Genomic DNA, 20544 nt, shown 5'->3' with positions numbered 1-20544 from the left:
AAATATAAAAAGGAAACTAAAGTCAAATAAAAAGTTTCCGTTATAATTGTAATAATTTTACGCCAAATTATTTTGGACTAAGATTTATATACTGAATTCTAAATTTGCAATCAGCTTGATATCTCTTCCAAGAGCTAAACCTCCATTGTGATTAAATGAATTATAATCCAGACCAAAATCCTCGCGTTTAATATCTCCTTTAATTTCAAAAGCGACCTTTTTCTCCCCATTATAAGTGTTAACTCCAATAAATTCTGCATCAAGTTCTACTACTTTTGTCACATCTTTTATGGTTAAATCACCTTTAAAAAAATTGATATTATGATTCACTTTTTGAAAAGATGTCGATTTGAAACGGATAATCGGATGCTCATTCACGTTAAAAAAATCATTTAACTGTAAGTTAGAATCAATTTGTTGAAAACTGTCATTTTTGTTGTTTATGTCTAATGAAAACTCAACAGATGCATCTTCAATTTCATTGTCTTCTATGTTTACATAACCGTCAAATTTATTTGTAGTTCCTCCTAAATAAGCAATAATCGAATGTCTCATTTTAATTAAAACATCCGACTGGCTTGAATCTAAAGTCCATGTTGTTTTCATAAATACTTGATTTGTAAATTGCCTGTTTCTTATCGGAAACTTTTTTGGTGTTTTAAGTTTCCGGTGCAAATATAAAAAGGAAACTTAAAACACCAAAAAAGTTTCCATGTTTTTTTAAAATAATTTTTAGAAGTTCAAAGCAGCATGGATAAATAAGATTTAAATCCTCTTAAGGAATTAAATTTTTGACCGTAATAATTTCACATTTGAATTGTATCTTTGAGCTCGTTAATCAGATTTTCATTTTATGCACCATATTAGCCAGTATCAGGATTTTTTTATTAATTATCTAAAAAGCCAAAACATTAGCAAAGAGCCTCAAAACCTTTATGAACCTATTGAATATATTTTAGGACTTGGCGGAAAACGGATGCGTCCAATACTAACTTTAATGGCTTCGGAAGTTTTTGATGCCGATTATCAAACAGCTCTTCCCGCTGCAATGGCGGTAGAGGTTTTTCATAACTTCTCTTTGGTTCATGATGATATCATGGATGATGCACCCTTGCGAAGAGGAAAAGAAACCGTGCATGAAAAATGGAATATTAATACGGGAATTCTATCCGGAGATGCCATGCTTATCCTGGCGTATCAATACTTTGAGCAATACGAACCGGAAATTTTCAGGGATTTAGCAAAGCTTTTCAGTAAAACGGCACTGGAAGTATGTGAAGGTCAGCAATGGGATGTAGATTTTGAGTCACGCTCAGATGTTACTATTCCTGAATATATGAAAATGATTGAGTATAAAACAGCTGTTTTGGTTGCGGCTGCCATGAAAATGGGGGCAATTGTAGCAAAAACTTCTGGAAGAGAAGCCGATTTAATTTATGATTTCGGACTGAATTTAGGATTGGCCTTTCAGCTCCAGGATGATTATTTAGACGCTTTTGGAGATCCGGAAACTTTTGGAAAACAAGTAGGTGGAGATATTATCGAAAATAAAAAAACCTATTTGTACTTAAAAGCAATAGAGTTCTCTGCTCCTGAAAAAGCGGCAGAATTGCAAAAATTATTCACTTTACAGCTGGATCAAAACACTGATAAAATAGAAAAGGCCAAAGCGATTTTTAACGAATCAGGTGCATCAGAAGCTACTCAAAAAGCCATAGAAATGTACACTTTTAAGGCCTTTGAAACCCTTGAAAAAATGGATATCAGCGCAGAAAAGAAAAAGATCCTGAAGACTTTTGGCGAAAATCTAATGGGCAGAAAGGTTTAATATTCAAATGATGGATGCCTTAATAAACAAATTTTTTACCGACAGAAATGAAAATGCGCAAATGCAGCTTTTTTTTGCCGTATCTTTTCTTCTTTTTACTCTTTTTGCTTTAGGGATTGACAGTGTTTCTTTTAATGAAAATTATTTTGACGGCAGGCAAATCACAAATGTTTTAGTGATACTTTATTTTTTGTTATTTTTTTGGTTTTCAGGTTCTTATCTGAGGAAACTCATGTTCGTAATGGTTTTTTTGTCTTATATAGGAGAACTGATTTTTTGCACTTTACTTGGGATGTATCATTACAGGACAAGGGTTATTCCATTATATGTACCTTTAGGGCATGCCATTGTTTATGCTTCAGGTTATGTTTTTGCTCATACACAATGGGCGGTTAAAAACGATAATCTTCTTCGAAAATATTTTGCAATTGGATTTGCATTACTGTTTTTAACTGTTGGAATATTTCTCAAAGATATTTTCTCATTACTCTTTGGAGTTTTTTTCTTTTTGATCCTAAAGAGAAAAAAATGGCAGAATTTATATTATTTCATTGCCCTTTGTGCTATATTTATTGAGCTTGTGGGGACTTATTTTCAATGCTGGAAATGGGTGCCCAAAACCTTTGGATTGATACCGGCTGCCAATCCGCCCATGGGGGCTGTATTTTTCTATGCAGGCGGGGATGTCCTTTTGTCTAAAATAGTAGATTACTGAAAATTAAAAACCAATATAGATTGTAATTGAATTAAATTTTTGAAATGATCATTGATTTTTGCCATTGAATTTGAATTTTGAAATTATAAAACCTATGTATGTTTCGCCGTTAAATACCGATTTATTGTTCGAAGAAGCTCAAAAAGATTCTTTATACATGAAGTTAATTGAGCAGCTCAATAAAGATTTTAATCTGGCAAATGAAGGAATTGATTTTCCGCTGAGCATCACTCCGGACGAATTAAAAATCCAGCTTCACGAAAAAATCTACCGAATGATTCAGTATAAATTTGCTGAATATCTGAATTTGCTCTACATAATTGATGTTCCGGAAAACGAAATCAAACAGCTTGACGGATCAGATTTAGTTGGTCTTGCTGAACAGGTTTCCTTTTTAATTTTAAAGAGAGAATGGCAGAAGGTTTGGTTTCGGAATTTCTACAAATAAATTATTGAGTTATCACAATGCTATAATTTTTTAGGCTTTATTTAGCAAAAAATATGGATGAGTGTGTAAAATGTATTCCTCTGAATATTTCAATTTACAGTTCTTAACTTTGTTATTAGCGGTGAATCTCTCAGTCAATTGATAAAAAAAATCCATTTTTAGATAATTAATAATTCACCTATCTGAACTTTTCAATGCGTTTAGTGAATATATTAGCACCAAAAATAATCGCTCCCATAACAAATGGAACAAAGTGAGAAATTTGCCAAAAAAGATCAATACCTTTTTTTAAACCTTGATCTAACGTTTGAAACATACCTAAACCAATAAAGAATAAGCAAATGGCAAAAAGTACAAATTGAATTTTATAATTTATTTTAATCATGATTATGAACTTTAATTGATAACTTCAGAAACTTAAAAATAAACCCTCACAAAAGGCATAAATGCAGATCCGTAAAGGCTTCTTTTGCTGTTAAATAGAACATCATAACGACCGCCTATGGTTACGCTTCCGGATCTGTAACCGGCTCCTAAAAACAAAGCTGTATTCCAGTAATTATCAGAAAAAGCAGGATTTACATTGGTTGCTTTATAATCGGTGTTTACACGTACTTGTTCAAGCTCGACAGAAAGCTGAACTTCAGGAATTGGATTTACTAAGCCTATAATACTTCCCCCGTAAACATAGGAACTATAGTAATTTTTAGAAGAAAGGTAACCAAATTGCAGTCCGGCACCAACAGCTACAATTTCGTTGATGTTATAAATGGCACTCGGCATTACGGAAATATCAGTATATCCGGAACCAAATCCAAGACCCAATCCGCCACCAAACTGAACTTTTTGCCAAAAATCTTGATTGTTATCGATTACATTGTTTTCTTCCTGCGCAATTATAAGATTTGAAAAAAGGCTAATCAAAATCACAAAAAATGACTTGAAAACGATTGAAAGATGAATTTTCTTCATAGTTTGCGCTATTTTTAACAAATTTTTACGTAAAAGTACGTAAAAAAATCATTTAAATAATATCGTTTGTTGTACTTTTGCCTTTCTATATAACAAAAAGTATATTCACTCAAATATTATGGATAGGTTTTCATTTCTAAATGCAGCGCATACCGAGTTTTTTGCACAATTATACGATCAATATTTAGTTAATCCAGACAGCGTTGAGCCAAGCTGGAGAAGTTTTTTTCAGGGTTTTGACTTTGGAATGACTACTTACAATGACGAAAATCCTGTGCAGCAGATTGTTGAGTATGTAACAACTGGCGATAACACAGATTACAGTAAAGTTTCTGAAAAATTACAAAAAGAATTTAACGTTTTAAAATTAATTGATGGCTATCGCACACGTGGTCATTTGTTTACTAAAACAAATCCGGTTCGTGATCGCAGAACTTCATCGCCAACTTTGGATATTGAAAACTTTGGACTAACAACTGCTGATCTTTCTACAGTTTTTGATGCTGCAAAGGTTATTGGTGTTGCTCCTTGCTCTCTGCAGGATATCATTGCCCGTCTTAAAGCAATTTACTGCCAGCATATTGGTGTTGAATATATGTACATCAGGAACCCTGGTGTTGTGAAATGGATTCAGGATAAATTAGGTGTGAACAACAATCAGCCTAATTTCTCAATAGAGGAAAAACAAACTATTCTTAATAAATTAAATGAAGCCGTTTCTTTCGAAAACTTTTTGCATACTAAATATGTAGGTCAAAAACGATTTTCATTAGAGGGTGGTGAAACCATTATTCCTGCTTTGGATGCCCTAATCGAAAAAGCAGCTGAAAAAGGAGTAGAGCAGTTTGTAATGGGAATGGCACATCGTGGTCGTTTGAACGTTTTGGCAAACATCTTCGGAAAATCTACTCAGGATATCTTTAGCGAATTTGACGGTAAAGATTACGATCAGGAATATTTTGACGGCGACGTAAAGTATCATTTAGGTCTTACTGCCGACAAAAAAACAAGATCAGGAAAAAGCATCAATATCAATTTGGCGCCAAACCCTTCGCACTTAGAAACGGTTGGAGCAGTAATTGAAGGAATCACAAGAGCAAAACAAGATAAATATTACGCTGATGATTTCTCAAAAGTATTACCAATCGCCGTTCACGGAGATGCAGCAATTGCAGGACAAGGTTTGCTTTATGAAATCATCCAGATGGCACAATTAGACGGTTATAAAACCGGAGGTACCATTCATATCGTAATCAACAATCAGGTTGGGTTTACAACAAACTATTTAGACGCCCGTTCATCAACGTATTGTACAGATGTTGCAAAAGTAACCCTTTCGCCTGTATTACATGTAAATGCAGATGATGCAGAAGCTGTTGTACACGCAGTATCTTTTGCATTAGATTACAGAATGGAATTTGGACGTGACGTATTTATCGATTTATTAGGATACAGAAAATACGGTCATAACGAAGGTGATGAGCCTCGTTTTACACAGCCGGTTTTATATAAAATCATTGCAAAACATCAAAATCCGAGAGATATTTATGCTGAAAAGCTTTTATCAGAAAGCGTTATTGATGCCAATTATGTAAATACAATTGAGAAAGAATACAAAGCTGATCTTGAACAAAATTTAGAAGCATCCCGTAAAAAAGCATTAACAATTATTACTCCGTTCATGCAAAATGAATGGAAAGGTTTCCAACAGGTTTCTGATGATGTAATGTTGAAAAAAGTGGATACTACTTTCCCTAAAGAAGGGCTGGATTCTATTATCAATACCATTTCTACTTTACCTTCTGATAAAAAATTTATTAACAAAATCAATAAAATTGTATCTGATAGAAAAGTTGGTTACGACAATAATACACTTGACTGGGGAACAGCAGAGGCTTTAGCTTACGGTTCTCTTTTAACAGAAGGATTTGATGTCAGAATTTCAGGTCAGGATGTGGAGCGTGGTACCTTCTCTCACCGTCATGCTGTGGTTAAAGTTGAAGATTCTGAAGAAGAAGTAATTTTATTGAACAGCATCGAAAATAAGAAAGGAAACTTTGGTGTATTCAACTCTCTTTTATCAGAATACGGAGTTTTAGGATTTGATTACGGTTATGCTTTGGCAAACCCGAAATCTTTAACAATCTGGGAAGCACAATTTGGAGATTTCTCTAATGGAGCACAAATTATGATTGACCAGTATATTTCTTGTGGTGAAGATAAGTGGAACAACCAAAACGGTATTGTTTTATTATTGCCACACGGATATGAAGGGCAGGGGGCTGAGCACTCTTCAGCAAGAATGGAACGTTATTTACAGCTTTGTGCAAGACACAATATGTATGTTGCTGATTGTACAACACCAGCAAACTTCTTCCACCTGTTGAGAAGACAAATGAAAACGAATTTCCGTAAACCTTTGGTAGTTTTCTCTCCAAAAAGTTTATTGCGTGATCCAAGATGCGTTTCTTCAGTAGATGAATTAGCAAATGGAAGTTTTCAGGAAACTATTGATGACAGTACAGTAGATAAAAAGAAAGTTAAAACTTTAGTTTTCTGTACAGGTAAATTCTACTACGATATTGTTGCTGAAAGAGAAAACAACGGAAGAAATGACGTTGCAGTTGTTCGTATCGAGCAATTATTCCCTTTCCCTGTTGATCAAATCAAAGAAATCATTGCAAAATATCCAAAAGCAGATGATTACGTTTGGGCACAGGAAGAACCTAAAAACATGGGAGCTTACAGCTTTATGTTAATGAACTTTGATCTTGTAAAATGGAGATTAGCTTCATTAAAAGCATATTCTGCTCCGGCAGCCGGAAGTTATACACGTGCAAAACGCCGTCATGCAGATGCAATCAGAATGGTATTCGATAAAAATTTATTCAGATAAAAAAATGTTTCAAGTTTTATGTTTCAAGTTTCAAGTTTAATGACCTGAAATGTGAAACGTGAAACCATAAAAACCTTAAACAAAAACAAAGATGATTTTAGAAATGAAAGTCCCATCACCAGGGGAGTCAATAAAAGAAGTTGAAATTGCAACTTGGTTAGTAAAAGACGGCGATTATGTAGAAAAAGATCAGGCGATTGCTGAAGTTGATTCAGACAAAGCTACTCTTGAATTGCCTGCTGAAATGAGCGGAATAATTACGCTAAAAGCGGAAGAAGGCGATACAGTAGCAGTAGGGGCTATAGTTTGTTTAATTGACACAAGCGCTGCAAAACCAGATGGTTCAGCAGCTGCACCAGCAGCAGAGGCTCCTAAGGCTGAAGCTCCAAAAACAGAAGTAAAAGCTGAGGCTCCAAAAGCAGAACCAGTTCAGGCTCCGGCAGCAACAAGCTATGCAGCAGGAACTCCTTCTCCGGCAGCAAGAAAAATATTAGACGAGAAAAATATCGCTCCTGCATCAGTTTCAGGAACAGGTAAAGGTGGAAGAATCACTAAAGATGATGCTGTAAATGCAGTACCTTCTATGGGAACTCCAACTGGAGGAAGCCGTGGAACTGAGCGTGTAAAATTATCTATGTTGCGTCGTAAAGTAGCAGAAAGATTAGTTTCAGCTAAAAATGAAACGGCTATGCTGACTACTTTCAACGAAGTAAACATGACACCAATCAACAACATTCGTAACGAATACAAAGATGCATTCAAGGCTAAGCATGGAGGTCTTGGTTTAGGTTTTATGTCATTCTTTACAAAAGCAGTTACAAGAGCGTTACAATTATATCCAGATGTTAACTCAATGATGGATGGTGATTACAAAATCAACTACGATTTCTGTGATATTTCTATTGCAGTTTCCGGGCCAAAAGGATTAATGGTTCCTGTTGTTCGTAATGCTGAGAACTTAACTTTCCGTGGCATCGAAGCTGAAATCAAAAGACTGGCTTTAAGAGCACGTGACGGGCAAATCACTGTTGACGATATGACTGGAGGAACTTTCACAATTACAAATGGTGGTGTTTTCGGATCTATGTTGTCTACTCCAATTATCAACCCTCCACAGTCTGGAATCTTAGGAATGCACAACATTATCGAGCGTCCAATCGCTGTAAACGGTAAAGTTGAAATTCACCCAATGATGTACGTAGCTCTTTCTTATGACCACAGAATTATCGATGGACGTGAGTCAGTTGGTTTCTTAGTGGCTGTTAAAGAAGCTTTAGAAAATCCAGTAGAATTATTGATGAACGGAGATGCTAAAAGAGCATTGGAGTTGTAATACATTCTAAAAATATATTTTAAAAAATCTCGTTTATTTCTGTAAACGAGATTTTTTTTGTTCATATCATTCTTGATATATTTTTCCGTATATATACGGAAATATTTTTTTAAATCATATTTTTGTTTAAAACCCAAATAATGTCAAATTCCATTTTTCAACAACTCGATTTTCATGACTTTGCAAAGGATTGCAAGGAAATTGATATTAAGATTTTTGATATTGGGAAATTTGGAAACATTAAAGTGTATGCAAATGAAGGACAGCCCGCTCTTTTCTTAAAAGAAGTAGAGTCTTTTGATTTACAAACATTAAAATTGATTGCTGAAATTCAACATACTTGTTGGAATTTTCAAAAAGTTTTATTTTTATATGTTTATACTAAAACTGAAATCAGAATTTATAATTGTTCTGAAAAACCATTTGGATATAATGTAAATGACGAAAAAATTAATTTCGAAAAAGAACTTCAAAATCTTGAACTTTTTTCTTGTGATGAAACAGATAAATCAAAGCTTATAACATTAAATAATCTTTTTTCAAGGATTGCTATTGATACTGGTTTTATTTGGTCTTCAGTCGAAGCGAATGAGATAAAGAAAAAAATAAATCTTCAAAATAGAGTAGATAAATATTTAATTCAAAGTTTAGTTAATGTTTCCAAAGAACTCGAAAAATTTGGATTAAAAGACAAGGAATTGATTCATAAATTGGTTATGCGTTCTTTGTTTCTTTTGTATTTAGAAGATAGAGGCGCAACTTCCAAGGATTTTTACGAACAGTTTAACCTTGATGCAAAATCTTATTTTGAAATTCTCCATGATCCTAATCATACTTATGAGTTATTCAAAAAATTAGCGGAGGACTTTAATGGAAGTCTTTTTACAGTTGAAGAAAATGAAAAGGAGATCGTTACTTTCGAACATTTGGAACTGATAAAAAAATGTTTTACAAATGGCTATAGTAATAGTAAGCAATTAGAATTTTATGAAAATTGGAGATTATTTGACTTTAGTATTATTCGAATTGAGTTATTAAGTGAGATTTATGAAAACTTTTTATCTGAATTAGATCAGAAAGGTAAAAAGGATTCAGGGACTTTCTATACACCGCCATCATTGGTTGAATTAATTCTTAATGAAAAATTATCTACCAAAAATGACGAAACAAATTATAATATAAAAACACTTGACCCAAGTTGTGGTTCAGGAATATTTTTGGTTCAAAGTTTTAAGCGTTTAGTAAAACGTTATGAAAACAAATACCAAAAAAAGTTAACGGATTTCGATATCCTAGTAAAGATTCTAAAAGATAATATTTTCGGGATTGAAATTGAACCAAAATCAATTAAAGTTGCGGCATTTAGTTTGTATTTAGCGTTGTTGGACAATCTAGACCCAAAGACAGGTTGGTGGAATGGGAATATTAAATTTCCTTATTTAATAAACGATCCAGAGGACTCAACTTTAAATGAACAGGGGTATAATCTTTTTAAAAGAGATACTATCTCTGATTTTGAAATATCAGAATTGCAAAATTTTCAATTAGTAGTTGGAAATCCCCCATTTGGGACAAAAAAGTTATTACCATCAATTATAAATTATTGTAAAAAACAAAATTTTGCTCAAGAAATGGTTTTGCCATTTATGCACAAAGCTCCTTTATTAGCACCAAAAGGTGAAATTGCTTTAATTTTCAATACTAAAGTTTTAACGAATACAGGTGGAACTTATCAAAATTTTAGACAGTGGTTGTTCAATGAAAATTATGTTGAAAAAATATATAATTTTTCAATTCTAAGGAAAGCTCCAAAATTTTCTGGCGGACAACTTTTTGGCTCAGCCGTTGGTCCAATAAGTATTATTTTTTATCAAAAAGAAGACCCAGAGAATCCAAAGGATACAATTACTTATTATGCTCCTAAAACTTACATTAAAAATGATGTTCTAGAAGGAATTGTTGTTGATTCATCAGATGAAAAGCATTTACCAAGGATTGAATGCGAAAAGAAAGATACTAAAATCTGGAAAATAGCAATGTGGGGAAGTTATTTTGATTTTGAGTTAATTGAAAAATTGTTTAAAAATAAATCGTTAAAAAGTGATTTACGAAAGAATAATATTAAAAATGGTGTAGGGTTTCAATTATTGACAAACAAAAAAGACAAGCCTAAGGAAAATATATTTATCTCAGAAAATAAATATTTAGATGCTGATTATATAGAAAGATTTACATCTAATAGCTCTAATTTAAAAGGTATTAATTCTTCAATTAAAACCATTAAAGCGAAATTATTTTATGGGATTGACAATTTTTTAAAAGAAGATGTTAAACTTCAAAATATAAATATTTTCAGAAGATTAGGAGATTTAGATGCGTATTTTTCACCTCATTTGATGTTAAAAAAAGGGTTGAATGACAATCAAATTTGTGCTTCTTATTTAGATGAGATTTGTACTTTTAGAGATGGGGTATATGGGTTTTATTCTTTAGATAAGAATGAAGATTATTTAAAAGCATTAACAGCATTGCTAAATTCTAAAATTAGCTCATATTTGCTTTTCTTAACTATTTCTTCCTATGGAATAGAACGGGAACAAATTATGAAAAATGAGTTTCTTACTTTACCATATACAATAAATGAAAATGTTAAATTCACTTTAGTAAATTTATTTGATAAAATTTTCGCTATAAAAAAATCTGATGAACAGAATGGTTCAAAAACGGATATTCTTCATTTAGAAAAACAAATTGATCAAATCATTTTTAATGATATTCTTAAATTGACAGAAGATGAGCAAATTATAATTAAAGATACGCTTGATTATAGTTTGGATTTGTTTGAAAAGAAAGAAAATTCTAAAGCTGTTTTACCAGTTAATGAAATCAATATTTATAGTAATAGATTAACAAAAGGACTAAATAATTGGTTGGATGATGTTGATTTAAAAGCGTCTGCAACAATTTATGATATCAATAGAAATTGCCCATTGTATTTAGTTAAAATATCATTTGGGAATGAAGAAAAACCTGTTTTCGAATCAAAAGAAGATATATATAAAGAGTTAAAAATTTTAGATGAAAAACTTTGGGAAGAAGAAGCTCAAAATTTATATTTTAGAAAAAAACTAAACTATTATGATAATAATGATGTTTATATCATAAAACCAAATCAAAGACGTTTTTGGAGTCAAACTGCTGCTATGGAGGATTGTAAATCTTTATTAGTTGAAATAGCTAACGGGAATGGCTAAAAGCAATTTTATAATACAGAAAGTAAATGAAAGCTTTGAATCGAAATGTTTAACAGTTTTGGTTAAATCATATAATGATTCTATAAAGAATAAGTCATATTCAAAAGATTGGGAAGAGAAAACTTTTTCCTCTCATTTAGTAAGTTTAATGAATAAGTGCGATGTAGCTTTAAAATATGAAATGATTATTACAAAAGAAGAAGAATTGGAGGATGATGAAATTGATAATGGTTTGAAATCAGCAGACGAAGCAAATCCAATTGATATTAGATTTCATAATGTTTGGTCAAACGAAATAAGGTTAAATTATATCATTGAAGCAAAAAATATTTCTTCTTCACAATGGAATAAATCAAACGGAAGCAAAGTAAATGCTTCTCAACAACAGAAAGAATATATTACTAAAGGTATTGATAGATTTCTGACAGGACATTTTAAAGAAAAAAATGGTTGTATGTTGGGCTACATTGTAAATGGTTCATTAGAAAATATCATTGACAAAGTAAATGCTAAAATTAGTTCATGTAAAAATGACTCTGAAATGATCCTACATAAAAGTAAGTTTATTGATAATCATAAAATATTTGAGACAAAACATTCTCAAAAGGTTCTAAAACATTTGTTTTTTGAATTCTCAAATTAATGGTATGATAATAGAAAATAAAATATTAAAAGCTGTAGGAACTAATAAACTTAACCTTAAAATTTTAGGGGAAAGAAAATGGTATAATTATTTTATCTCAGTAAATAAGTTAGTTTGGTCGAGAAATCTTTCGGATGGTTATGAAATTCATGTTTATTCGGATGAATATAAGACTTTACATCTGGGAACATTCAAAATTTAATGGTTTGGAGTTTTGAAAGTTACTTCAAATACAAATAATGATTATAATAATCAATAATCGCTTTTCCTTCCAGCAAAACATCAGCGCCAATAATGCCATGAACCGGTTTTGCTTTGTACTGTCTTAGCGCTTCGTTAACATGCGAAAGGTCAAAAATAACCAGACTAAAATCAGTATTTTTCCAGGAACCGAGCTGCAGTGTATTGTGTTTTGAAATTTGTGTTTTCATTCCGGTTCCGCCGGCGCCGGCCGCTTTGGTTTTGGATTTTTTTGAAGTTAATTCGAATTTTTCGATGCTTTCAAAACCTACGCAGGAATTTGAGGCGCCGGTGTCTAAAATAAAAGTTCCGGAAACGCCATTGATCTTGGCTTTGATAGATAAATGCTGGGTTTTGGTAACTTTGAATTTTATTTTTTTGTATTTCTCTTTTTTGAGAACCTCGTGAAGATTTTCCATTTTCGATCGTGATTGAAAACCAAAAATAAACCAATTACAGCCAATAAACTAATGATGGACCAGATATAATAGGCTGATTTTTCTTCTGGAGAAATAGAGCCGTAATAGACAAACGAACTCCAGTAATAAGGAGATTTTTTAGCGTTTGGAATTGTTTTGTCATTTAAGAAATCAAGTTTTGCATTGGCAGTGGCTTCAAAGTAAGTTTGCTTATTTTTGATATTTTTATAGAAATCAGTCATAAAGACCGATGTGGTATAATCGTTTACTTTCCATAAAGAAAATAACAGATTCTGTGCTCCTGCAAACTGAAAACCTCTTGCAACACTCATCGCTCCTTCGGCTTTATAGAGTTTTCCGATTCCGGTTTCGCAGGCACTTAAAACCACTAAATCCGGATTGATGTTGAGGTTGTACAATTCTGAATATAAAATTTCCTGATCATAAAATTTGATGCTTGCCGGAGTTTCCATATCGCCTGAAGAAGCATGCGTGCTTAAATGCAGGATCGAATAATTGGAAATGTTATTTTTAAAATTATCAAAACGGGCATCAGCATTTTCTAAATATTTGCCTTTAAAGTTACTTCTGATAGATGCTAATTCTTTCTTTGAATAACGCAACTCAAAAGCCGTTTTTTCGAAAACCGGAAAAACGCCTAAAACTGTTTTTTCTGATTTTGAAAAGGGTTTTGAATTCAGATAAATATTCGCCGAAGTAGTATAAGCAATCCTGAAATCATTCAGCAAATAATGCATTTTAGCAAAATTTGTTGTATTTGATTCTTGTGTAATCAAGGCTTCAAACGGAAGAAAATTTAAAATACCATCAGGAGCAACGATGAGGTTTTGATAAACCGAGTTGCTAGGTAATTTTAACAAATCATACACTTTTTTTCCAGAATGATTATAACCTGAAATATTATTGGTAATATTATCAGCATTGTTGAAATAATCTATAAAATGAACAATCTCAAATATTCCTGTGTGGTTTACATAAAGAGAATTGAGACTGATGCTGCCATTACATAATGTAAAATAATACAATTTTTCAGCTCCCATAAAATAATAAACCATCACCGCTTTGTCATTTTCTAATTTTGAAAACAGCGCTTTTAAATCACAATTTTCCGGAATATAATCTGTATTTCCAGTCTGGATTTTCTTCAGCGAAAGTGTCAGTTCATTTTGTTTTTTAATAAGAGTATTGATTTTCGAAATATCGGCTAATTCTCCCTTTTGCTGTTCTTTTAAAATGGCATTATTAAAATTTTGAAATTCCTGTAAAAGCTGTTTTTCTTCTATGGAAGCGTTTTTAATATTCGAACGATAACTTTTTAAAATTCCGGCTTTAGTTCTTTCAGATAATTGAAAAGCCTCTTTTATATATTCAGTTTTCCCTTCTTTTTCATATAATTTTTTATAAATCGAAATGCATTTTTCAGTTCGGTTTCGGGATCGCCATTGCGATATGATTTTTGAGTTTTCATAAACCAGTGAATTCATCAATAAATCTTCAATGTAAAAGGAAAGTTCAAAAGCTTTTAATGCTTTTTTGGGCTGGTTAAGCTGTAGAATTTCTGCCTGTAAATCGATTGCATCTATCAAAACAGTTTCTGCATATAATTGGTTTTGATTTGGGACAAGGTTCTTAGAATTATAATTCGGAATTAAAATTTCAAACACAGTCAAGATCTGCTTTGAACTTTCCTCATATCTTCTTTCGTCAAAAAGGAGCAAAGCTTTTTCATAATATAATTTTGCCAATTTTCGTGGCTGTTGATTTTTGGATTCTAAAAATAACTTTTCAGCTTTTTGCATATAAGAATGGGCTACATCAAATCGTTGCCATTGCCTGTTCATCGAAGCCAGATTTCGATAAGAATTAGACAAAGTTTCAGATTGTTCTTTTTCGTTTTTAAGATACTTTATAGAAGATTGAAAAGATTTCTCGGCTTTGTTATTCGAATTTTTAATCGATAATAGTTGTTTTGAACCCAGCCAGTAATTGTTTCCTAAATTATTCAGCAAAATACCTTTTTGGGAATTCGATAATTTTTCAGTTTTTAAAGTATTTTCCAAAAGTTCAATTGCCATTGGGATCTTCCCCGAATTCTGATAAACATTCGATAAATTCAGAATTGCTGCTATTTTTTGTGGCTCGTTTTTTTCGAGATTTGCAATAAAATAATATTGTTTTATAGTATTTTCGGCACTGTCATAATCGCCCAAAACGGTGTATAAATTTCCCAAAGGTTTCAGGCAATATTCAATAATGTCGTAATCTTTAAGTTTATATTTCAGATAGATTTGCCAGGCTTTTTCATAACCTGAAACTGCATTATGTGTCTGTCCAAACTGATTTTGATAATAGGCTTTGTTGCAGTTTAAGATGACTATGGCTAATAACTCATCTTTGGTTTTTGGTTTGGGATTTCTCCAGAAAGCAGCTTCGGTATTGGTTAAGTTTTGCAGCGCTTTCACGGAAGGGTTTGCAACAAAAATATCTATGACATTGTATATTTTGTCTTCGGGATTTTGTCCAAAAACATTCACGTTAACAAAAAGAAAGATTAAACCATATAAGTGATATAAGTTCATGTAATTTTTTGCGTGTTTTGTTTCACAGAGATTCACGAAGTTTTCGCAAAGTTTCACAAAGAATTAAAAATAGATTTTGTGTATCTCTGTGAAAAATCTTTGCGAAACTCTGCGGAATAACTTTTAAAACCTCCAAATCCCATACACCTGAAAATAATTAAAATCCTGTTCAAAGTTGATGACATAACGTGCACCTAAACTTGGTCCGATTCTGGCGAAACCAGCTGTTAAATCGAATAAAAGACCTGTTTTGATATCAGTAAAAGAGTTTTTGACAGTGTTATTTGTTGTTTTCGTATCTATTAAAAAAAATTCTTTCTCATTTTCAAAAGTTTCTATTTTGATATCCTGATGCTGCTCTGATGCAACATTGATATTAGCCTGAATTCCGGCACCAATCCCGATATAATTATTAATGTTATACCGAATCAAAACAGGGACTTCCCAGTTAATATTTTTGTTTTCTGTTGCAGTTGTGGTTCGTATTAGCCGCCTCGTACCATTTGCATTTGTGTTAAAATCATTTACGACATTAACTGCGCTATTGTACTGGTTTAACGCATTTACCCATTCTGCCTGCCAGTAAAAACGATAGGCTTTATAAGGAGAAATAGTAGCGCCTACAAAATAACTGGTTGATTTGTCAAGATCTGGATAAAAATTATATCCCGCTTTTGCGCCAATTGAAATTCCCGGTAAAAATCGGGTAGTGGCGTAATTGGTTATGATAGGTTCGTTTTTATCAAAAATAATCGAAGTCCGGCTTTTGGTTTTTACTTTATGAAAGTCTTCACTGAATTTCATTGAATAACGTACAAAACCTTTGGTGCTGTCTTTTTCCTGGACGTTTTTTTGTTCAGTCCCCGGGAGGTAAATATTCTTAAACGTAAAAATGATTTGTTTTTTTGTGATGATGGTATCCAGACAGCTTACGGTTGGTTCTTCACCTTTTGGACAAATCGGACATTCAGGATACATCCCTTCAATCTGAAATGTTTTTTTGTCGAACATGTCCGGAATATCAGTTTCTAAGCGAATTTTTCTTGCCGGGCCTTCACCGTTATTTTGAAAACGGGTTTTGAATTTCACTCTTTTAAACCGAACCAGTCTGTAATTCATAAAACTTCCATTTGAACCCATTTTGTTGGGATCATGAGAGGTTACGATTTCCATTTCGAGGTTTTTTACTTTATGATTTTTAAAACTTCGATTGGGTACAAAAATCCCGCGCATGGTAACTGTTGCACTGGTGTCTTTGATCATTTCGGGAGTGGTTTTGAAGGTGTAAAAAACATTGCGTGTTTCGTTTGGATTGGCATCGTCAAATTCCAGAATCGAAACATTATGATAAAGTGTATGTGCTTCTTTTAAGCTGGCTTCTAAATCTTCTTCTGTCGTTGTGTTTTTATATTTTTTGAATTTTATAGTGTTTTCCGTAGAAGCGAGATAGGATTTAGTATCATCGAGATCATCAACTGAAGCTACGGTATTTTCTTTTACGTCACGTTCGCCGGCATAGGTCCTGAAATCGGACAATTCGAAATTGTTGTTTTTGAATTGCTTTTCGTTATAAAAAAGATAGAGCTTGCCATTGGCAACATAATTTTCCAGATTTTGATAACTGACTACAACTACCATTTCCTGTTCTGGAATGGGGTCGCAGTTTTTTAGGATGGAGAATCCGTTTTGGTCGGCAATGGATGCGATGTCTTTATAATCTGTGTCGGTAATATCGTTTACAGCCACTTTTTTTGGGCGTGTTGCCGGAGGTTTTCCGTTGTCGTAATTGTTGGTTACAGCAAGTCTGGCGGTATAATTGCCTTTGTTTTTATAAACGTGTTTTGGTTCGGCTTCTTTGCTGTAATGTCCGTCTCCAAGTTCCCATAAATAAGAATAGCTTGGTTTTGGAGCACCTGCAATCGGAATTAATGGCGGTGTTTCGGGTCTAAAAGTTACCGAATTGCCTTTCTGAATATAGCTGATATTTGCTCTTCGGGTGATGGTGTCTTTTACTTTGGTTTGCGCAAACACCATTGCTGATGAAAGAATAATGAAACAGCATAAAAGTTTTTTCATGGTCGAGGAGGTTTTTTAGCCCTGATGGGAGCGGCATCCTTTTTCTGGCTTCTTTAGACAGAAAAAGATACAGCGGACAGCAGGATTAGCTTCTGAAAATCATCAGAGTTAGTTTAAAACAGCATTAAATGTAAAAAAAAGTGATGAGCAAATCACCACTTTTTCTTAAAAAAGTATTTTATAAGTTACTGAATAGCATTGATCGCTGCTACGAGTTGAGCTTCTGAACCTACTGTTGTTTCAGCCAAAGTAAAGCTGTAGGTTTGATTGGCAGCAATTGTTACGCCTTTAATAGCATAACGCCATTGACCGTTATCTTCTGTCGCAAAAATGATGTGACAGGCTAAACCAACAGGAATTTGTCCGTAATGTTCGCTGAATAAACCTGCTGCCGTGTAAGTATCAAGTTTTGCCAGTGCGTTTGTTCCTTCGCCATCATAAGACAGGTAAATTGCACAATTGTTATTATCATAGCCTTCAGGAGCATCTACTAAAATAGTAGTTTTCGGTCTTGGATCGCTGTAGAATCGGTCAACATTTGTCCAGCCAAAGTTGCCAAAAGTTACATAATAATTATTTCCTTCGCCCTGTACACCGCCTTTACCATTAGCGCCGTCAGCACCGGCTTTGGCTTCTCTCCACACAAGTTCTTCTGCTTCATCAATTACACCGGTCCACAATGTCATAGTGTTGTCCAGTCCGCCTGTCAAAGTTGTTGGAACAATCATACTCATTGAGCAGGAAGTCTGAAGTGCAACACCGCCTTGTGTTGCTTTGATAAAGAATTCACCGCCAGATATTAAAAGATTTTTCTTTCCGTCAGCCATCAATCCCATAGTGGGTTTGTTAGTTACGAGCATACTTCCTTTATCAAAAAGTTCAACAAATTCAATGTCAATTGTTCCGGTTACAGCATTTCCGTTTTTGGTAAGACAGTTTCCGTTAATGTTTAGCTTTACACCTTTTGCAGAGGTTATCGTAATTGTTCCGTCTCCGGCTGTTGCTGTAAAATGTTGTGTTTTTCCTGCCAAAGCGTTGTCTCTTACCGCTGCAAATTCTGATGCTGAGGGTGGTGTAACTTTGTTATCTCCTTCGCTGTCATCACAACTTGCAAAGGCTGCTAATGCTAAAAATAATAATCCGATTTTTCTAAAATTTGTATTCATGATTTCTAATTTTTATAAATCTGAGCTGATCTTTATCAGTTGGTTTTCAGATTCGGGTTGTTAATTTAATTTTTATATCCTTATATCAATTCGGGTTTGATATTGTTACCCTTGTTTTCAAAATTTATTTTTTATTCGTTTTTATATGACTATATCAACAGGCTTTTAAAATTGTTACCTCTGTTTTTTATTTTTTTTGAAGTTTATTTGGAAAAGCATTTTTCTTCAAAAACATTTCCGTCTTCATCGAGTGCAACCAGGATTTGTTTTTTTCTTGAAAGATTAATGATCAAATAAATCCAGACAATGGACCAAAGCCCCAGTGTAGCAAAAACCAAAGTCAAATGCAGGGAAGAATCGATTTGTTTTTTTTCTTTGGATAAAACCACATAAGGGAGTTTATCATTTTTTTCAATTACGATAAATCCGTTGCGAATCTTGTTTGACAGCGTCTGCTGGAACTTGGCAAAATCTTTCTCAGTTGTAAATTGATAACTTCCCATTTCTATTTGATTTTTTAATTCTAAATAACCTTCTATTTGCCTTATATCAATTTGTTTTTAGGATTGTTACCCCTGTTTCTGTAATTTTTTTCAGATTCTTTTTTTTACTTTAGCTAATAATTTCAATTATGGAAAAAAGTAAAATGCATCCCGACCAGAAATATATTGAAGGAATTGCTGCAAATGATTCGGCTATAATCCGGTCTATCTATAAAAATTCAGTTCCAAAAGTGGTTTTCTATATCATGAACAATTCAGGAGACAAGGATCAGGCTCAGGATGTGGTTCAGGAAATCATGATGTTGCTTTTTAATCAGGCCAAAGCCAATACATTACAGCTTACTTGTCCATTTGATGCTTACTTCTTTTTGTTGTGTAAAAGGAAATGGCTTAACGAATTGAAAAAAACTTCGAATAAAGGGGTAACAATTAATGAAGATTTTGCATCTATCAATGAATCTGCTCTCGAATTGGTTGAAGAAACCGAACAATTTGATGAAAAACAGCAACTTTTTGATACGATGTTCCAGAAATTAGGAGATAAATGCCAGGAGGTGCTAAAACTGAGTTTTGCCATTAAATCGATGGAGGAAGTTGCCGAAAAGCTAAACGTAACGTACGGTTATGTCCGTAAAAAGAAATCGTTATGTATCGGACAGCTGACACAATGGATTCAGGAAGCAAAAAATTTTAAATCTCTTAAAAATAATTAAAGTCATGAACGAAGAACGCTACCTATTATTTGATCAGTATCTGCAGGGAGAAATGACTGTTGAAGAAAGAAACAGTTTTGAAAGACAACTTTCAGAAAATCCGGAATTTGCCGCTGAATTCAGAACGTTCAAAGAGATTCACGTACAACTGGAAAATAAATTTGGGCATGAGCAGGAAAGACAAGCGTTTAAAGAAAACCTGTCCAATATTGCAGATAAACATTTCAATAAAGAGGAGCCAAAAGTGATTATGATGCGTCCATGGTATTACGCGGCGGCGGCATCTGTAGCCATTTTATTTGGATTGCTCTTTTTTGACTACAACCAGAATCCGTCTTTTAATGATTATAACCATCCAGAACAGGCTCATTTTACAGAAAGAAGTAATGCCAATTCAAATTTGATACAGGCCGAAAAAGCTTTTAATGACAGAAAGTTCAAAGAAGCGGTTCCGTTTTTTGAGGCTATTCTTAAAAACAACAAAACGGCTGAAATTCAATATTATTATGGTGTTTCTTTATTGCAAACCATTGAATATCAAAAAGCAGAAGCAGTTTTTAATGAATTGAAATCAGGAAATTCTGTTTACAAAGAAAAAGCGCTTTGGAATCTGGCTTTACTCAAATTAAAGCAAAAAGATTATAAAGGCTGTAAGCAAATCCTGCAGACCATTTCTCAGGATTATGAAGACTATGATGAGGTTCAGGAACTTTTGGATGCTTTGGATTAAGTTATTTC

At 33.2% G+C, this 20544-nt stretch carries 18 protein-coding genes; 10 read left to right on the top strand and 8 right to left on the bottom strand.

What is annotated here, in order from left to right:
- Positions 1-84: 84 nt before the first annotated feature.
- Positions 85-606, bottom strand: coding sequence for a YceI family protein (locus tag ACNC7R_RS20675; RefSeq protein WP_417942904.1), 522 nt, complete (start codon positions 604-606; stop codon positions 85-87).
- A gap of 247 nt (positions 607-853) precedes the next feature.
- On the opposite strand from ACNC7R_RS20675, the gene ACNC7R_RS20670 reads away from it, so the two are divergent.
- The 3 genes from ACNC7R_RS20670 (at position 854) to ACNC7R_RS20660 (ending at position 2991) form a co-directional block, all read left to right on the top strand.
- A complete protein-coding gene (locus ACNC7R_RS20670) occupies positions 854-1828 on the top strand; it encodes a polyprenyl synthetase family protein (RefSeq protein ID WP_417942903.1) in 975 nt (324 codons plus the stop codon).
- Positions 1829-1838: 10 nt separating this feature from the next.
- On the top strand, positions 1839-2543 hold the full coding sequence (locus ACNC7R_RS20665; RefSeq protein WP_417942902.1) for a hypothetical protein: 705 nt from the start codon (positions 1839-1841) through the stop codon (positions 2541-2543).
- A 94-nt stretch (positions 2544-2637) separates the two neighbouring features.
- Complete coding sequence (locus tag ACNC7R_RS20660; protein ID WP_417943204.1) at positions 2638-2991, top strand: hypothetical protein; 354 nt, start codon at positions 2638-2640, stop codon at positions 2989-2991.
- Between the two features lie 178 nt (positions 2992-3169).
- Here ACNC7R_RS20660 and ACNC7R_RS20655 read toward each other — a convergent pair whose 3' ends face one another.
- Together ACNC7R_RS20655 and ACNC7R_RS20650 are read right to left on the bottom strand one after the other, a co-directional pair.
- Positions 3170-3376 carry a hypothetical protein gene (locus tag ACNC7R_RS20655; protein WP_417942901.1) on the bottom strand — a complete coding sequence of 69 codons (207 nt, stop codon included), beginning with the start codon at positions 3374-3376 and terminating at the stop codon, positions 3170-3172.
- 32 nt (positions 3377-3408) lie between these two features.
- Positions 3409-3963 (bottom strand): hypothetical protein, encoded by a 555-nt coding sequence (locus tag ACNC7R_RS20650; RefSeq protein ID WP_417942900.1) that lies wholly within the window; start codon positions 3961-3963, stop codon positions 3409-3411.
- Between the two features lie 118 nt (positions 3964-4081).
- On the opposite strand from ACNC7R_RS20650, the gene ACNC7R_RS20645 reads away from it, so the two are divergent.
- The 5 genes from ACNC7R_RS20645 (at position 4082) to ACNC7R_RS20625 (ending at position 12291) form a co-directional block, all read left to right on the top strand.
- Complete coding sequence (locus ACNC7R_RS20645) at positions 4082-6859, top strand: 2-oxoglutarate dehydrogenase E1 component (protein ID WP_417942899.1); 2778 nt, start codon at positions 4082-4084, stop codon at positions 6857-6859.
- Positions 6860-6950: 91 nt separating this feature from the next.
- A complete protein-coding gene (odhB, locus tag ACNC7R_RS20640; RefSeq protein WP_417942898.1) occupies positions 6951-8192 on the top strand; it encodes a 2-oxoglutarate dehydrogenase complex dihydrolipoyllysine-residue succinyltransferase in 1242 nt (413 codons plus the stop codon).
- Between the two features lie 140 nt (positions 8193-8332).
- Entirely contained in the window at positions 8333-11446 is a 3114-nt protein-coding gene (locus ACNC7R_RS20635) for an HsdM family class I SAM-dependent methyltransferase (protein WP_417942897.1), read from the top strand.
- A complete protein-coding gene (locus ACNC7R_RS20630; protein ID WP_417942896.1) occupies positions 11439-12089 on the top strand; it encodes a hypothetical protein in 651 nt (216 codons plus the stop codon). Before ACNC7R_RS20635 ends, ACNC7R_RS20630 begins: the two co-directional genes overlap by 8 nt.
- Before the next feature lie 4 nt (positions 12090-12093).
- A complete protein-coding gene (locus ACNC7R_RS20625; protein ID WP_110305941.1) occupies positions 12094-12291 on the top strand; it encodes a hypothetical protein in 198 nt (65 codons plus the stop codon).
- 19 nt (positions 12292-12310) lie between these two features.
- On the opposite strand, the gene ACNC7R_RS20620 is transcribed toward ACNC7R_RS20625, so the two are convergent.
- From ACNC7R_RS20620 to ACNC7R_RS20600, 5 genes are all read right to left on the bottom strand, one after another.
- A complete protein-coding gene (locus tag ACNC7R_RS20620; RefSeq protein ID WP_417942895.1) occupies positions 12311-12748 on the bottom strand; it encodes a retropepsin-like aspartic protease in 438 nt (145 codons plus the stop codon).
- Entirely contained in the window at positions 12700-15348 is a 2649-nt protein-coding gene (locus ACNC7R_RS20615; protein WP_417942894.1) for a CHAT domain-containing protein, read from the bottom strand. Before ACNC7R_RS20615 ends, ACNC7R_RS20620 begins: the two co-directional genes overlap by 49 nt.
- A 123-nt stretch (positions 15349-15471) precedes the next feature.
- Positions 15472-17424, bottom strand: a complete 1953-nt coding sequence (locus tag ACNC7R_RS20610) for a PKD domain-containing protein (protein ID WP_417942893.1) — start codon at positions 17422-17424, stop codon at positions 15472-15474.
- 185 nt (positions 17425-17609) lie between these two features.
- Positions 17610-18590 (bottom strand): hypothetical protein, encoded by a 981-nt coding sequence (locus ACNC7R_RS20605; protein ID WP_417942892.1) that lies wholly within the window; start codon positions 18588-18590, stop codon positions 17610-17612.
- Positions 18591-18793: 203 nt separating this feature from the next.
- On the bottom strand, positions 18794-19093 hold the full coding sequence (locus ACNC7R_RS20600) for a hypothetical protein (RefSeq protein WP_417942891.1): 300 nt from the start codon (positions 19091-19093) through the stop codon (positions 18794-18796).
- Between the two features lie 128 nt (positions 19094-19221).
- On the opposite strand from ACNC7R_RS20600, the gene ACNC7R_RS20595 reads away from it, so the two are divergent.
- Both ACNC7R_RS20595 and ACNC7R_RS20590 read left to right on the top strand, forming a co-directional pair.
- On the top strand, positions 19222-19806 hold the full coding sequence (locus ACNC7R_RS20595) for an RNA polymerase sigma factor (RefSeq protein WP_417942890.1): 585 nt from the start codon (positions 19222-19224) through the stop codon (positions 19804-19806).
- A 4-nt stretch (positions 19807-19810) separates the two neighbouring features.
- Positions 19811-20536 carry a tetratricopeptide repeat protein gene (locus ACNC7R_RS20590; RefSeq protein WP_417942889.1) on the top strand — a complete coding sequence of 242 codons (726 nt, stop codon included), beginning with the start codon at positions 19811-19813 and terminating at the stop codon, positions 20534-20536.
- Positions 20537-20544: the final 8 nt, after the last annotated feature.

This window comes from Flavobacterium adiutor (assembly GCF_048282555.1).
Taxonomy (GTDB): Bacteria; Bacteroidota; Bacteroidia; order Flavobacteriales; family Flavobacteriaceae; genus Flavobacterium.
This window is presented reverse-complemented; position numbering and strand designations above follow the sequence as displayed.